Below are 16,020 nucleotides of genomic sequence, written 5' to 3' on the forward strand. Positions count from 1 at the left end.
TGATTTAAGCGAAAGCTTTGTTAATAATTTCTTCTTGTTCTTGGGCGTGAACCTTGGCATATCCTGTAGCAGGTGAAGCACTTGCTTTTCGGGAAATAAGTGTAAGGTCTTGCTCTTTATATGCACGCTGTACAAAACTCCAATAACCCATATTTTCAGGTTCTTCTTGAAGCCAGATATATTCAGCGTTTTTATACTTGTTCAGTATTTTATTCACCTGATTGACAGGGAAAGGCTGTATTTGCTCAATTCTGATGAGCGCAATGTCCTTTCTTTTATCCTTTTCCTTACGTTCTAATAGGTCGTAGTAGACTTTACCCGAAGTAAGGATCACTTTCTTGACTGATTTTGCAGTTACATTATCATCGCTAATAACTTCTTTAAAACCACCAGAAGTAAATTCATCTAAAGGCGAAACGGCTTTAGGGTGCCTCAATAGAGATTTAGGTGACATAACCACAAGTGGTTTTCTGAACTCCCAAGTCAGTTGTCTTCTCAATGCGTGGAAGAAGTTAGAGGGGGTGGTAATATTGGCAACTACCATATTATACTCAGCGCTAAGCTGAAGATATCGTTCAGGCCGTGCATTAGAATGCTCAGGTCCTTGACCTTCGTAGCCATGAGGCAGTAACAGCACCATGCCATTCATACGCTGCCACTTTGTTTCTGAACACGAAACGAATTGATCGATCATCACCTGAGCACCATTGGCAAAGTCACCAAATTGTGCTTCCCAGATGGTCAAGGCGTTTGGATTGGCCATGGCATAACCAAATTCGAATCCCATAACACCGAATTCAGATAATAGAGAGTTATAGATTTCAAACTTATGTTCAATTCCCTCTACATGATCAAGGCTGTTATGCGCTTGATTAGTATTCATATCACGCAGTACCGCATGTCTGTGAGAGAAGGTGCCACGCTGAACATCCTGACCTGTGAGGCGGACTTTTTTACCATCTAAAAGAAGGGATCCGTAAGCCAAAAGTTCACCACCAGCCCAGTTCAACATTTTGTCCTTGAAGAACATGTCATTTCTTTGCTTCAGCTGTTTCTCAATCTGCTTTAATGGCTTAAAGCCATCAGGAACAGAGGTAAGTGCCTTAGCGACTTTCTCAATGTTTTCAGCTGAGATTCCTGTTGCTGGAGATTGTTCAAAGTCTTCAGGTTTTGACCTTCTCAAATTTCTCCACTCTTCTTCTAAAGGTTGATAAGTGTACGGTAAAGGCTTTTGCTTGACCATATTCAACCGATCTTGAAGCGTTGACCTGAACTCTTTGTCCATGTTTTTGGCCAATGCGGCCTCCACCTCACCTTTTTCAATGAGTTGCTTATTATAAACCTCACGTGGGTTCGGATGCTTGGATATCTTATTATAAAGAGAAGGTTGAGTGAATTTAGGTTCATCACTTTCATTGTGTCCATGGCGTCTATAGCAGACCATATCCACAAAAATGTCTCTTTGGAATTTCTGTCGATACTCAACGGCAAATTGAACGCAGAAAATCACCGCCTCCGGATCGTCACCATTCACATGTAGCACAGGTGCATCGATCATTTTGGCCACGTCCGTGGAATAAATACTTGATCTAGCATCGTCAAAATCCGTGGTAAATCCGACTTGATTATTGATAACAAAGTGGATTGTTCCTCCGGTATTGTAGCCTTCAAGCTTGCTCATTTGAACAACCTCATAAACAATACCTTGCCCTGCCACCGCAGCATCTCCATGTATCAAGACTGGGAGAACTTTCGATCGATCCCTGTCGTACTCAACATCTCCTTTAGCACGAACAAAACCCTCTACTACTGGATTAACCGCTTCTAAGTGAGATGGGTTAGGTGCCAATTTCAGTTCAACCGTTTCGCCATTAGTAGCGGTCACCTGACTCGAAAAGCCCAAGTGATACTTGACATCACCATCTCCCATAGTCAGATCTGGAGTAGCCCCGCCTTCAAATTCGTTGAAGATTTGCTCATAGGTTTTGCCCATGATATTTGCAAGTACATTCAGCCTACCCCTATGGGCCATCCCAATCATTACTTCTTTAAGACCCAATTCTGCTCCTTTGTTAATGATTGCATCTAGAGCAGGTATGGTCGTTTCACCGCCTTCCAGTGAGAAACGCTTTTGACCGAGGTACTTGGTATGAAGGAAGTTTTCGAAAACAACGGCTTCATTTAGCTTGGAAAGAATACGTTTTCTCTGTTCTGTCGATGGATTAAAACTTAGCGCTTCCTTCTCAATTTTTTCTCTTAACCAACTAAGCTTCTCAGGGTCTCGAACAGACATATATTCGAAGCCCACAGTACCCTCATAGATGTACTTAAGCGTCTCAATGATCTTACGCAAGGTAGCTTTGCCTATGCCGATCTCTTCTCCAGATAGAAATTCAGTATCAAGATCAGCATCAGATAGATTGAAATATTGAAGATCGAGAATTGGCTTTCTGTCTTTTCTTTCTCTGACAGGGTTGGTTTTGGACCTTAAGTGAGCCCTTGTACGGTAAGCGTGGATTAAGTTGCGTACCTGAACTTCTTTTGCATTTCCGATACCGCTTTGGGTGACAGTTCCAGAAGAACTCTGTCCATTGGGTAACATTGGGAATTGCTCTTGAGCAAACTCGAAGCCTTCAAAGAATTTTTTCCAGCCTTCATCAACACTCGAAGGGTCAGACTTAAATTGCTGATATAAAGCATCTATGGCTTTTGGATCGGCATTGCTTAAATAGGTGTAATTGTCCATGGCAAGTTTTGTTCCTGACAGTTAACAACAAAAGTACTGGAATGGTTTAGGCTTTAAAAACCGTTTATGCGGTTTTACAAATATTATATATTGATCATGGTTTCTTTTTGGACATATTAATCCAGATTAACAGTGCTTGATCATATGGACTCTTTATATATTATCACAATGCTTTACCAGATTAAAAAAAACGCTTACCTTTGCAGTCCTTTTCGGGACGTGTTCCTGAAAATTTGAGGACGAGATCCTCGTAGAACTTAAAAGTTATATGGCTGTTAAAATCAGATTGGCCCGAAGAGGCCGCAAAAAAAGAGCGATGTACGATGTTGTCATCGCAGACGCTAGAGCACCACGTGATGGTCGCTTTATTGAGAAAATCGGAACCTACAATCCAAACACTGATCCTGCATCGATTAATATCGATAATGATAAGGCGTTTGATTGGGTAATGAAAGGTGCACAACCTACTGACACTGTTAGAGCAATGCTTTCTTATAGAGGCGTTATGTTCAGAAAACATTTGCAAGTAGGTGTGGATAAAGGCGCAATCTCGCAAGAAGATGCTGACAAGAAATTGGCTGCATGGATTGAAGAGAAAGAGTCTAAGATCACAGGCAAGACTGATCAGTTGGCTAAGGCTAAAGCTGATGCAAGAAAAGCTAAACTTGAAGCTGAGGCTAAAGTAAGTGCTGCAAGAGCAGAAGCAATTGCTGCTAAGAATGTGGTAGTAGAAGAGGTGGTTGAGGAAGAAACTGCTGAAGCTACTGAAACTGTTGAAGCGGAAGCTCCTGGGGTTGAAGAAGCACCAGTAGAAGAGGCCGTGGCTGAAGAAGCTCCTGCAGTTGAAGAGGCGCCAGCAGAAGAAGCTGATGCTGAAGAAACTCCAGCGGTTGAAGAGGCCCCAGTTGAGGAAGTAGCTGCAGAAGCTGCTCCTGAAGTAACTGAGACTCCTGCTGAAGAAGAGGCTGAAGCGCCTGCCGCTGAGGCTACTGAAGAAGCACCGAAAGCTGAAGCCGAAGAGGCACCAGCTGCTGATGCATCTGAAGAAGCTTCCGAAGAGGAAAAAGCTTAAGAAAGCAAATTCGCCATGACGATTGACGACTGTTATCAATTAGGTTACATAGTCAAGACACATGGTTTAAAGGGTGAGGTTCAGATTTATCTGGATGTAGACTCTCCCAAGGAATATCAAAATTTGGAATCAGTTTTTGTTCTTCAAGGACAACAGCTGGTTCCTTTTTTCATTGAATCCATGAGTAACTTAAATGGTGCCAAAGCCATTGTGGGTTTTGAAGATATCGAAACCTTAGAAAGTGCTCAGGCCTTGAAGGGGAGTGAATTGTATCTGCCGTTAGAGGCACTACCGAAGCTTTCCGACAAAGAGTTCTATCTGCATGAGATCATTGGGTTTGACTTAAATGATGCATCAACCGACAGTATAGTTGGTAAGATTGAGAATGTCATCGAATCTGGGCCACAACTATTGTTCTCAGTATTGGCTGATAAGAAAGTTGAAGTTTTGATACCCTACACTGAGGGGCTATTGGTTTCGCTGGATCGGGAAGAGAAAACCATTTCCTTAAATGTCCCGGATGGTTTGATCGATATCTATTTAGATGGTGATGAGGATTGATATCATTACGTGCTTACCAAAACTGTTGGAGAGTCCATTTAGTCACTCCATACTTCAGCGTGCTCAAGACAAAGGAATTGTTGAGGTCGTTGTTCATGATTTGAGAGCTTACGCTGTCAATAAGAAGAAACAACTTGATGATTACGCCTATGGCGGAGGGGCTGGGATGGTTATGTTAATTGAGCCTATCGATAAATGTATCTCATCACTAAAGGAAGAGCGAGAGTATGATGAGGTGATCTACATGACCCCTGATGGTGAAACGCTAAACCAACAAATAGCAAATGAGCTATCCCTTAAGGGAAACATTATAATTCTTTGCGGTCATTATAAGGGAGTAGACGAAAGGGTTAGAGAGCGTTTTATTACCAGAGAGATCAGTATAGGAGATTACGTGTTGTCGGGAGGCGAGCTCGGAGCAGCAGTATTATCAGATGCAATCATCAGATTGATTCCGGGTGTGCTGTCTGATGAAACATCAGCCTTGACAGATTCTTTTCAAGACAATTTGTTAGCACCACCTGTTTATACGCGTCCTGCAGAATACAAAGGAATGGCTGTTCCTGAAGTGCTGCTTTCGGGCCATGAAAAGAAGATTGAAGAGTGGCGATTTCAACAATCGTTGGAAAGAACCAAAAAGAGACGTCCAGACCTGCTGGATGACTAAAAATTTTCTGATTCAGTATCAGTTTATAAAAAAGTAATTTCTATATTTGCAGTCCAATTTTGGGAAGACCAGATTAAGAACGAAGATTATGAGCGATCTTATCAAATTTATAGAGGAAGAAAGTAACGAGAGAAGAGCTTCTTTTCCTGAATTCGGTGCTGGTGATACGGTTAACGTTCACGTGAAGATTAAAGAAGGCACGAAGGAAAGAATCCAGCAGTTTCAAGGAACTGTTATCCAAAGAAAAAACCCAGGATCAAACGGTGAGACTTTCACTGTAAGAAAAATCTCTGGAGGTGTAGGTGTTGAAAGAATCTTCCCATTGCTTTCTCCAAGTCTTGACAAAATCGAGGTATTGAGAAGAGGTAAAGTAAGAAGAGCTAGACTTTACTACCTAAGAGGGCGTCAAGGTAAGGCTGCCAGAATCAAAGAGAAGATTTCTAGATAGTTCTTGTGCTAAAAAGATATTGAAGCCCCACCCCGAAACTTCGGGGGTCGGGGCTTTTTTTATGTTCTGAATTTAGAATCGCACGTTTATTGCTTGTCAAAAAGCAGTTTTAAATTCAAAAAATCTCAACATGAAAAAGCTATTCTTTATCGCACTACTCCTTATTTCTGCGAACCTGGTAAAGGCGCAAGTCGGTTTCTCTTATCATCAATCTACGCTTGTTAGCTCTTTTGGTATCTCTACTAATCCAGATAAGAAAATTTGGGGGGAGGCCAGGATTGGTGCCAATTCGACTGAATTTGACATCACGGCCATGGCCCTCTATAACGTGGTAGAGCGAGAGGATTTTAAGCTCTACTCAGGGCTTGGGCTAGGTACTACTTATCAAGATGGTAACTTCGCTCTGGCACTTGGTTTCCAAGTCAAGCCAATTGAGAAAAAGGATAATTTCACCCTTTTTGGAGAGTATACGCCACTTTTTAGTTCAGATGAAGGAAGCTTTCTGGCATCTGGAAGCATAGGCATCCGATACTTTCTAAAGAGAAAAAAATAGTTGATCTGTCGAGCGTCAAAGTTACGACTCAATAATTTTTTGAGGAACGATTGACTTATGTAGCGTCATTTTGTCACTAATTCAAAAAAGGCTCGTTAATTGCAATCGAGAGTCAAAATTTGCATTAGTGGTCACAATTAATTTTCACAAATATCAGGGAACCGGAAATGACTTCGTCATGATTGATAATCGTGATGGACACTTTGACAAATCTGATTTGGAAATGGTGTCCTCGCTTTGTGATCGCAGATTTGGTGTGGGTGCTGACGGTGTTATCCTCATAGAGGAGGCTGAAAGTGCAGACTTTGAAATGATATACTACAATCCTGATGGATCGCAATCCCTCTGTGGTAACGGTAGTCGCTGCGCTGTGATGTTTGCCAGAGACCTGGGAATGATTCAAAATGACACAAGCTTCCTGGCCATTGACGGACTTCACAAAGCACATATAGTGGACGGACTAGTGCATCTATTGATGCATGATGTATCCGTATATGAGAACATTGGAGACGACTACTTGATCGATACAGGCTCACCACACTATTTGACTTATGTGGATAGCACTGAGTCTATCGATCCAGTGGATGCAGGAAGAGAGATTCGTTATTCAGATCGCTTTTCTAAGGAGGGTGTCAATGTCAATTTTCTTGAGAAAGTGAGTGATGACGAATTGAAGATTCGCACTTATGAGAGAGGCGTGGAAGGAGAGACATTTTCATGCGGTACAGGCTGTACGGCAGCGGCCCTTTCATTGGGACTGAAAACTGGCGTTGATCACGTTAAACTCAATGCCATAGGAGGAGAACTAAAAGTGTCCTTTAAAAAGGACGGAGAGCGTTTTAAAGACATCTATCTTATTGGCCCGGCTGAAAGAGTTTTCGGTGGACAAATAAGCCTATAAGTTTATAGAGTCATGCTTTCTTTATTAATACACAAGAAATTAACTTTAGCGTATAAAGATTTAATATGAGCATTTTAACGAAGGGGATATCAAAGCTTTTCGGAAGTAAATCAGATCGAGATGTTAAGGAGGTAACTCCAATTGTTGGCGAGATCAATGCGGTTTACGAAACGCTTTCTGGTATCAGTGATGAAGAGCTAAGAGGTAGGACTCAAGCGTTCAAGGATCGTATAGCAACCGACCTAAAAGAAATTGATAGTGAAATAGCGGCCCTTCAACAACGCGTAGAAGATGAACCGGATCTCGATATCCAAGAGAAAGACAACATCTTCCAATCTATCGACAAGCTCGAAGAAAAGCGTAACGAAGAACTTGAAGTGGTTCTTAAAGACATACTTCCTGATGCCTTTGCTACCGTGAAAGAAACCGCCAGACGTTTCAAAGAAAACGGTAAGTTGGTTGTCAGTGCTAATATGATGGATCGCCAGTTAGCCACAACAGGTGATCATATTCAGATTGATGGAGATACAGCCACTTGGCATAATGAGTGGGTTGCGGCAGGTAACCTTTTGAAGTGGGAAATGCTTCACTATGATGTGCAATTGATTGGTGGTATTGTACTTCATAATGGTAAGATTGCGGAGATGGCTACAGGTGAGGGTAAGACCCTTGTGGCCACCTTACCAGCCTATCTAAATGCATTGGCTGGCAGAGGTGTTCATGTGGTCACAGTAAATGACTACCTGGCCAAGCGAGATTCAGAGTGGATGGCACCACTATTCCAATTCCATGGTCTTTCTATCGACTGTGTTGATAAGCACCAGCCAAACTCTGAGGAAAGAAGATCTGCCTACAGAGCCGACATTACCTACGGTACCAATAACGAATTCGGCTTTGACTACCTAAGAGACAACATGGCGCGTGAAGAGAAAGAATTGGTACAGCGCAAGCACCATTACGCTATGGTCGATGAGGTAGATTCTGTACTGATTGATGAAGCCAGAACTCCTCTAATCATTTCTGGGCCAGTGCCGCGAGGTGATGAGCACGAGTTCTACGAACTAAAACCACGGATTCAAAAATTAGTGGATGCCCAACGAAAGATTTGTGGTCAATACTTAAATGATGCTAAGAGGCTACTCAAAGAAGGTAATGAACAAGAAGGGGGACTAGCTCTATTCAGAGCGTTTAGAGGACTTCCGAAATACAAACCTTTGATTAAGTTTTTGAGTGAAACCGGGGTCAGATTGACTATGCAGAAGACAGAGAATTTCTATCTGCAAGACAATCAGAAAAACATGCCTCAGGCAGATGAGCCGTTGTACTTTACTATTGATGAGAAATCAAATGTGGTTAACCTCACTGAAAAAGGTACCGAACTTATTACCGGTGAAGGTGAAGATCCTAACTTTTTTATTCTAACAGATATTGGTGAGATAGTTGCCAAGTTTGAAAAGGACGACAGCCTGAGCGATGAAGACAAGCTGAAACAGAAGGATGAGGCGATAAAAGACTATAGTGTCAAGGCCCAGCGAATTCATACCGTAAATCAATTGCTCAAGGCATTTACCATGTTTGAGCGCGATACTGAATATATCGTTGCCGAGAATAAGGTGAAAATTGTCGATGAGCAGACAGGTCGTGTGATGGATGGCCGAAGGTACTCGGATGGTCTACACCAAGCGATTGAAGCGAAGGAAAATGTTAAGGTAGAAGACGCTACGCAAACCTATGCGACCATCACGCTGCAAAACTACTTCAGGATGTACCACAAATTGGCTGGTATGACAGGTACAGCAGAGACAGAGGCAGGAGAGTTTTGGGAAATCTATGAGTTGGACACCGTTGTGATTCCCACCAATAGACCAATTCAAAGAGATGATAGGCAAGACAAAGTTTATAAGACGGTTCGCGAAAAATTCAATGCAGTAGTTGAGGAAATTGTCGAGCTGACAGGACAAGGCCGTCCGGTCTTGGTGGGTACTACATCAGTTGAGATTTCTGAGGTACTCAGTAGAATGCTCAACTTGAAAAAGATTAAGCACCAGGTATTAAATGCAAAACAACATGCCAGCGAGGCTGATGTTGTTGCAGAGGCTGGTAAGCCAGGGACAGTGACCATAGCTACCAATATGGCAGGTCGTGGTACCGATATTAAGCTACACCCGGATTCTAAAGCTGCGGGTGGTCTTGCCATTATCGGTACTGAAAGACACGAATCGAGACGAGTCGACAGGCAGTTGAGAGGTCGTGCGGGACGTCAGGGAGACCCAGGAGCTTCACAGTTCTTTGTCTCTTTGGAAGATAACCTGATGCGTTTGTTTGGCTCAGATCGTGTTGCCAAGCTGATGGATAGAATGGGCTTGAAAGAGGGCGAAATGATTCAGCACTCTATGATTACTAAGTCTATCGAACGTGCTCAGAAAAAAGTAGAAGAGAACAACTTCGGTACACGTAAGCGCCTTCTCGAGTATGATGATATCATGAATCAGCAGCGTACTGTGATTTATGACAGACGTAGAAATGCCTTGAAAGGAGAGCGTCTCCAGTTGGATATCATGAACATGTTGTACGATACCTGTGAAGATATCGTCAACAACAGCAAAGGCTCTGAAGACTACGATGCTTTCAAGTTGAGTTGCATTAGTACATTAGGTATCGATTCTAAGATTGATCAGGATGCTTTTACAAGAACCGATTTCAACAATTTGATCAACGATTTGTATGATGAGGCATTCGCAGCCTATCAGCAAAAGAATAAGACCATTGCCGAATCAACGCTACCGCTCTTAAAGCACATTCAAAAAGAGCGCGGTGCTACGGTTGAGAATATCCTACTGCCATTTACTGATGGCAAGCGTCAAATCGGTGTTCCTGTAAACTTGCAGAAGACCATCGATACTGAAAACGCGGAGATGATAAAAGCCATGGAGAAGGCGATCACCTTAGGTGTGATTGACTTGACATGGAAAGAACACCTACGTGATATGGATGACTTGAAACAGTCAGTTCAAAATGCAGTCTACGAGCAGAAAGATCCTCTTTTGATCTATAAATTCGAGGCTTTTGAATTGTTCAAAGGTTTCCTTTCAAAGGTGAATGAAGAAACTATGTCCTTCTTGTCGAAGGCCTTTATTCCTACTGAAGATCCAAACCGTGTTCAGGAAGCCAGATCATCTAAGCGTCAGAACTTCAATGAGTCCAAAGCAGAATCTCAAAGTGCTTTGGCGGGAAGACAGGATACAAGAAATAGACCTCCGGTCGAAAAAGTCGCTCCAATCAAATCTGAGAAGGTTTTTGGAAGAAATGACAGGGTGTCAGTACAGTATCCAGACGGAAGTGTTAAAAAAGACGTTAAGTTTAAGACTGTAGAAGCAGATATCATGTCTAATAAGTGTGTGGTCATAGATGAATAGACTTGTTCTAAATATCGTTCTGGTACTCTTGGTGATTGGCCTTGGATCGGCTGGTTGTGCTAAATCAACCGTCCCTCAGAAGAAGGAGGTAGCTGATTTGACCTTCTCCGAGGATTTATCACAGTATAACCCAAAGGTTGAACTGGCTGATACCAAGATAGGACAAGGATCTGACGAGATCATCCAGAATGACCCATTAGAAAGTCCATTTGACATTTCAGATCAATTGGATACGCTGATCGATTCTATGCGCGTGGGCAATGATTCTATTCGCATGATGGATGGCTATACCATCCTAGTCTACTCTGGGAATAACGGAACTGAAGCAGGCCGAGTAAGAAACAGGTTATTTGATATTGTTCCGGATATGACAGCTCGATATACCTATAAATTGCCAACATACTTTGTAAAAGTGGGACAATTTTTTCAGCAGGTTGAAGCCCAACCACTATACCGAAAAATTAGAGAATACTACCCTACAGCTTCGATTGTGCCGGACAAATTTCCGATTGAAGAGAAATGATATCGGCAGATCAAATAAAGATTCTAGCAAATCAGTTTGCCAATGACGTGGTGCAGATCAGGCGTCATATTCATGCGAACCCAGAATTGTCTTTTCAAGAGTTTGAAACGGCTAAATATGTCTCCAAAGAATTAAGAGCTATTGGTATTGAACCCAAAGAGGGAATTGCCGGTACCGGTTTGACCGCTCTTATCAAAGGAAGGAATCCTGAAAAGAAGACCGTTGCATTGCGTGGTGATATGGATGCCCTACCAATTCTAGAAGCCAATGATGTGGACTATAAGTCAACCAATGAGGGTGTGATGCATGCCTGTGGCCATGATGTCCATACAGCTTGTGTATTGGGAGCTGCAAGAATTCTAAATGAGTTAAAAGATCAGTTTGAAGGAACGGTGAAATTGGTTTTTCAACCAGGGGAAGAAAAAAACCCGGGAGGAGCGTCCTTAATGATTAAGGATGGTGCCTTGGAGAATCCAAGACCAGATCGAATGCTGGGCCAGCATGTTATGCCATTTATTCCTACTGGCAAAGTTGGCTTCAGGGAAGGTATGTACATGGCCAGTGCCGATGAGATTTATCTGACCGTTAAAGGTAAGGGTGGACATGCGGCATTACCGGATAAGGTAATCGATCCAATTATAATTGCTTCTCATATTTTGGTGGCACTTCAGCAGGTGGTGAGTAGGAATGCAGACCCGAAGACACCAACCGTATTATCATTCGGAACCATTCACGGTGGACAGGCCCAGAATATAATTCCGGATGAAGTGAAAATATCAGGAACATTCAGGGCTTTGAACGAAGATTGGCGATTTGAAGCACATAAAAGAATTACTGCAATTGCCAAGGGGGTAGCTGAGGGTATGGGAGGCGAATGCGATGTTAATATTGACGTTGGCTATCCTTATCTGAGTAATGATATCAAAACTACTCAAGTGGCAAGGCAGGCAGCTACAGAATACCTGGGAGAAGAAAATATAGTCGATTTAGACCTTTGGATGGGAGCAGAGGATTTCGCTTTCTATACTCACGAGGTGCCATCCAGTTTCTACAGGCTAGGTACTGGCAATGAAGTTAAGGGAACCACCAATGGTGTGCACACACCCAATTTCAATATCGATGAAGATGCCATTGAGTTGGGAATTGGTTTAATGGCCTGGATTGCTCTGAACCAACTGTATCAGATTTGATCTTCCTCGCTGTATTTGCCGACAGCGCTTTGACTCATGTTTAATAAGTGATCACCAATTGTTTCTAAACTGGCTATGATGTCTTTGTAAACAACTCCCGTTTTTACAGAGTACTCTTTTGCCTCAATGGATTTAAGGTTTTGCTTATGCAGCTTGACTACATAGTCATTGATCTCCTTCTCTTTGGAGAGGGCTTCTTCTTCGTTGACCTGAGATAAATCTTCGACATTTAGGTTGCTCTTTACTATCCCCACTGCATCTGAGATGAGATCATACAACACCTCGAGTTTACTGACTTGCTTTGACGTTAGTGCTACATTCTTAGCGTCCAATCTTTCGAAGTGCTTAACCAGTCTTAAATATTCATCACCTGTACGCTCAAATTCTGACGCAATACTCAAGACATCTCGTATTTGATTAGAGTGATTGATGCTTAGTTCTTCGCTGGTGATTCTAATCACATAGTTGGAAACTTCCTCTTCAAATTTGTCTGTAGTATTTTCTAAATCGTAAATTCTAGACTTAAATCGGGCTGTCTTCGCTTTGTCCTCAGCGAGCAACAGTTTTTTAGAGTTTTTGCAAAGACTAGCAAGGATATCGCCAAACTGTCGGATTTCCATTTGCACTTCTTGAAGTGAAAGAGAAGGAGTCTTAACGATTCCTGTACTAATGTATTTTAGCTTGAATATCTCATCATCACCTTCTTTTGATGGAACCATTTTGATAACCACTCGAGCAATCAAATCGACAAACCATACAAGGATCAATGTATTCAGAATGTTGAACAGCATATGGAAAGCAGTCAACCCATCTTTAATCGAATCAACATTCGTGAATGGAGATCCAAGATCCAGCGAGACCACAATGCTGTCAATAAGCCTGAGGAAAGGATTGAAAAGAATCAACATCCACAGCACGCCAATGAGATTAAAGATTAGATGAGCGCGTGCTGCTCTTTTAGCATGCGTATTGCCGATTACTGCCGCAATATTTGCGGTGATTGTAGTGCCAATGTTTTCACCAAGTACAATGGCAGCTGCCATTTCGAATGGAATAATTCCCTTGGCGCATAGCGTAAGTGTGATGGCTATTGCCGCGCTAGATGATTGAACAATGATTGTGACAATAGTACCTACTACAACCATCAAAATAGTCGAGAAGAATCCGTATTCTCCAAGTTGACCTATAAACTCTTGAGTCTCCGCTGATAAGTTACTTGGTACTAGATCTTTTAGTGCTCCTAATCCTATAAAGAGTATGGAGAAACCGATTAAGAACTCTCCGAGGTATTTCCACCGATCAGCCTTTGCAAATAAGAAAAGGGGGACAGCAAGTGCAAGAATGGGTAATGCAAAGGCCGTAATGCTTATTTTGAATCCAAAGATTACGATGATTAAAGCAGTAATAGTGGTTCCAATGTTGGCGCCCATAATTACTCCAATTGACTGTTTTAAATTTAAAAGGCCCGCATTCACAAAACTCACGATCATCACCGTTGTTGCTGATGAACTCTGAATGACAGATGTCGTAAAAAAGCCAGTTAAAACTCCTCCTAGCCTAGTACTTGTCATACTGGCCAGACCATTCCTAAGTTTATCTCCAGCAACGCGCTGAATGCCCTCACTCATCACCTTCATTCCATAAATGAAAAGGCCAAGTGCACCAAAAATCTTAATTAAGATGAGATAGAGAGGTTCTTGATCGGGAGACATTTCAGGGATTCAGTGTAGCGATTGATTGATCGTTTAATACGCTGGTCTTTTAGGAACACTACAAAAGTATAACTCTTTTTGAATTATCAGAATCACTGCGTTAACTGGGTGTTAACTCATGTAAAGCATCGAAGACACATGAAAATTATAACAGTCTGAAAACTAGGGAGATAAAAGAATTGATCTTTTTTTGATCATAAGGTGATTTGTTAACAAAGGCTTTACATGAATGCCTGACTTACAAGGTCTTAAAATTCTATTTTTGCGAAATAATCTTTAGGTGTAATCATTTACCTCTTTGGGAGAAGAAGAATTAAATATTCCGAATAAGAAACCAAGAAGTTGGTTTCTCTCTGCAGTCATGTTCATTATGGCGGTAGGTCTCTTCTTGCTTGCCATTGAGTTAGTAGGTGCTTCGGTGTCTATGATAGGTAGAGAAACCGCGCGTTCTGTTCTACTAGTAACATCCAATCCATTTATAGGTCTGTTCATTGGATTATTGGCTACAGCTTTAATTCAAAGTAGCTCGACTGTTACTGCAATGACAGTAGCTGTAGTTGCCTCGGGATATCTATCGCTTGGTAACGCGATCCCGATTGTGATGGGCGCTAATGTGGGCACCACGTTAACCAGTACCTTGGTTTCTCTGGGCTTTATAACAAATAGGAACGAATTCAGGAAGGCGATTTCGGCCGGTACGATTCACGACTTCTTTAATATAATAACCGTACTTATAGTATTCCCATTGGAGTATTACTATGGATTGCTGAGCTATTGTGCCCAACAATTGACTTCTCTAATCGCAGGAGGTTCTGGTGACAATACTGCATTTAACAATACATTAGACATTGGATACAGCAGGGTCACGGAGTGGTTAATGACATTTTTCCCGCAAAACTTTGTCTCCATCATTATCTCCTTGGTTCTTTTATTTCTCTCGATTAAGTTTTTGTCAAATATTATTTATTCGAGACTAATAGGTGCTTCAAAAGGCAAGTTGAAACGCTATGTTTTTAATAACCCGTACAAGTCTTTCGGCTGGGGTACTTTAATTACTGCAGGTGTTCAATCGAGCTCTATTACAACTTCGTTGATCGTTCCATTAGTGGCTTCTGGAAGAGTAAAATTGAGTAATGCCTTTCCATTTATAATGGGTGCCAATATTGGTACGACTATCACGGCTATCCTTGCAGCTTATAGCCGTTCTGACGCAGCCATTAGCCTGGCTTTCGTTCACTTGCTGTTCAATCTCATCGGGGTTCTTATATTCTTGCCTTTCCCATCGATCAGAAAGATTCCCGTAGCGATTGCTTTTAAATTTGGTAAGCTCACTTTGGATTCAAGGGCATTTGGTTTCTCCTATATCATTCTCTCTTTCTTTCTTCTACCGTTTACCCTTATTTACATCAGTGGTGGTTCCTCGGGTAGGCAGTTGATTTATGAATATGAGATTGATAGCGGGACTAAGACTTCGACAATTTTCGTCAATCCAAATGAGCAGCAAAGTCAAATTCAATTCTTGGTATACGAATCTGGCGTTGATGATTCTGAGTCTCCTGACACTTCATTTTCAATCAACGAGAACCAATCTAAGTTGGCTACAACCAGAGGTCTCATAGACTACGACTTATCAGACAATGCATTTGACAATGACGGTAGAATTCTAGCTGTTAATGATACGGCTAGCTACACGCTGAATGGTGAAAAAATGGAAGGGCTTCGTTTTATAGAAGTGGCTTTTAATGACAATACCATGGGGCAATTCTTAATTGACAACGAAAAGAAAGTGATGATAAAATCAAGCTACTTTGATGGTCAAGGTGACCTTTTAAAGACGAGTAAACTAATTTCAATTCAATAGTTGATCACTTCTTTCTATCTTGCCTGAAATCCCAAGGTTTTGAAGCTTTTTGACTTAGATAAACTAGTAGACACTTTAACAGGGTTTCTTGAGACCAAAATTGAACTTCTAAAGCTTGATGCTCAGGAAGAATCAACCAAGCTGATTGCTAAAGCGGTAGTCTCTTTAATGATCGCTGTTTTATGTTTGATGGCTTTATTACTGATATCTATAGGCTTATCTAATGTTCTTAATTCATATTTGGAAAGTAACTTCTTGGGATATATTATAGTCGGAGCATTGTACCTCTGTTTTGCCGGAATAGTTTACTTCAGAAGAAAAAGTTTGTTAAATCAGATTAAGGCAAAATCAGAGATTAAGAAAGATTAAA

The 16,020-nt window shown here is 41.6% G+C and carries 13 protein-coding genes; 11 read left to right on the forward strand and 2 right to left on the reverse strand.

Annotated features, from left to right (window positions below; translation table 11 throughout):
• Positions 1–4 precede the first annotated feature (4 nt).
• The gene (locus BFP97_RS17080; protein WP_069843581.1) at positions 5–2,746 is read right to left on the reverse strand and encodes a 2-oxoglutarate dehydrogenase E1 component; all 2,742 of its coding nucleotides are present in this window, start codon (positions 2,744–2,746) and stop codon (positions 5–7) included.
• A gap of 268 nt (positions 2,747–3,014) precedes the next feature.
• Here BFP97_RS17080 and BFP97_RS17085 point away from each other — a divergent pair, with 268 nt between their 5' ends.
• The 9 genes from BFP97_RS17085 (at position 3,015) to BFP97_RS17125 (ending at position 12,077) form a co-directional block, all read left to right on the forward strand.
• The gene (locus BFP97_RS17085; RefSeq protein WP_069843582.1) at positions 3,015–3,818 is read left to right on the forward strand and encodes a 30S ribosomal protein S16; all 804 of its coding nucleotides are present in this window, start codon (positions 3,015–3,017) and stop codon (positions 3,816–3,818) included.
• 15 nt (positions 3,819–3,833) lie between these two features.
• Positions 3,834–4,379 (forward strand): ribosome maturation factor RimM, encoded by a 546-nt coding sequence (gene rimM / locus BFP97_RS17090; RefSeq protein ID WP_069843583.1) that lies wholly within the window; start codon positions 3,834–3,836, stop codon positions 4,377–4,379.
• Entirely contained in the window at positions 4,369–5,046 is a 678-nt protein-coding gene (gene trmD / locus BFP97_RS17095; RefSeq protein ID WP_069843584.1) for a tRNA (guanosine(37)-N1)-methyltransferase TrmD, read from the forward strand. Before rimM ends, trmD begins: the two co-directional genes overlap by 11 nt.
• Before the next feature lie 88 nt (positions 5,047–5,134).
• Positions 5,135–5,494, forward strand: a complete 360-nt coding sequence (gene rplS, locus BFP97_RS17100; RefSeq protein WP_069843585.1) for a 50S ribosomal protein L19 — start codon at positions 5,135–5,137, stop codon at positions 5,492–5,494.
• 130 nt (positions 5,495–5,624) lie between these two features.
• A complete protein-coding gene (locus tag BFP97_RS17105; RefSeq protein WP_069843586.1) occupies positions 5,625–6,047 on the forward strand; it encodes a hypothetical protein in 423 nt (140 codons plus the stop codon).
• Between the two features lie 127 nt (positions 6,048–6,174).
• Complete coding sequence (locus BFP97_RS17110) at positions 6,175–6,948, forward strand: diaminopimelate epimerase (protein ID WP_255399490.1); 774 nt, start codon at positions 6,175–6,177, stop codon at positions 6,946–6,948.
• Positions 6,949–7,013: 65 nt separating this feature from the next.
• The gene (gene secA, locus BFP97_RS17115) at positions 7,014–10,364 is read left to right on the forward strand and encodes a preprotein translocase subunit SecA (protein ID WP_069843587.1); all 3,351 of its coding nucleotides are present in this window, start codon (positions 7,014–7,016) and stop codon (positions 10,362–10,364) included.
• Complete coding sequence (locus BFP97_RS17120) at positions 10,357–10,887, forward strand: hypothetical protein (protein WP_069843588.1); 531 nt, start codon at positions 10,357–10,359, stop codon at positions 10,885–10,887. The genes secA and BFP97_RS17120 overlap by 8 nt, the downstream gene beginning before the upstream one ends.
• Positions 10,884–12,077 (forward strand): M20 family metallopeptidase, encoded by a 1,194-nt coding sequence (locus tag BFP97_RS17125; protein ID WP_069843589.1) that lies wholly within the window; start codon positions 10,884–10,886, stop codon positions 12,075–12,077. The genes BFP97_RS17120 and BFP97_RS17125 overlap by 4 nt, the downstream gene beginning before the upstream one ends.
• On the opposite strand, the gene BFP97_RS17130 is transcribed toward BFP97_RS17125, so the two are convergent.
• Complete coding sequence (locus tag BFP97_RS17130) at positions 12,068–13,789, reverse strand: Na/Pi cotransporter family protein (protein ID WP_069843590.1); 1,722 nt, start codon at positions 13,787–13,789, stop codon at positions 12,068–12,070. The genes BFP97_RS17125 and BFP97_RS17130 overlap by 10 nt on opposite strands.
• Positions 13,790–14,087: 298 nt before the next feature.
• On the opposite strand from BFP97_RS17130, the gene BFP97_RS17135 reads away from it, so the two are divergent.
• On the forward strand, positions 14,088–15,650 hold the full coding sequence (locus tag BFP97_RS17135) for a Na/Pi symporter (RefSeq protein ID WP_069843591.1): 1,563 nt from the start codon (positions 14,088–14,090) through the stop codon (positions 15,648–15,650).
• Between the two features lie 39 nt (positions 15,651–15,689).
• Positions 15,690–16,019, forward strand: coding sequence for a phage holin family protein (locus BFP97_RS17140; RefSeq protein WP_069843592.1), 330 nt, complete (start codon positions 15,690–15,692; stop codon positions 16,017–16,019).
• Position 16,020: the final 1 nt, after the last annotated feature.

It is taken from the genome of Roseivirga sp. 4D4, assembly GCF_001747095.1.
In the GTDB taxonomy this organism is placed as follows: domain Bacteria; phylum Bacteroidota; class Bacteroidia; order Cytophagales; family Cyclobacteriaceae; genus Roseivirga.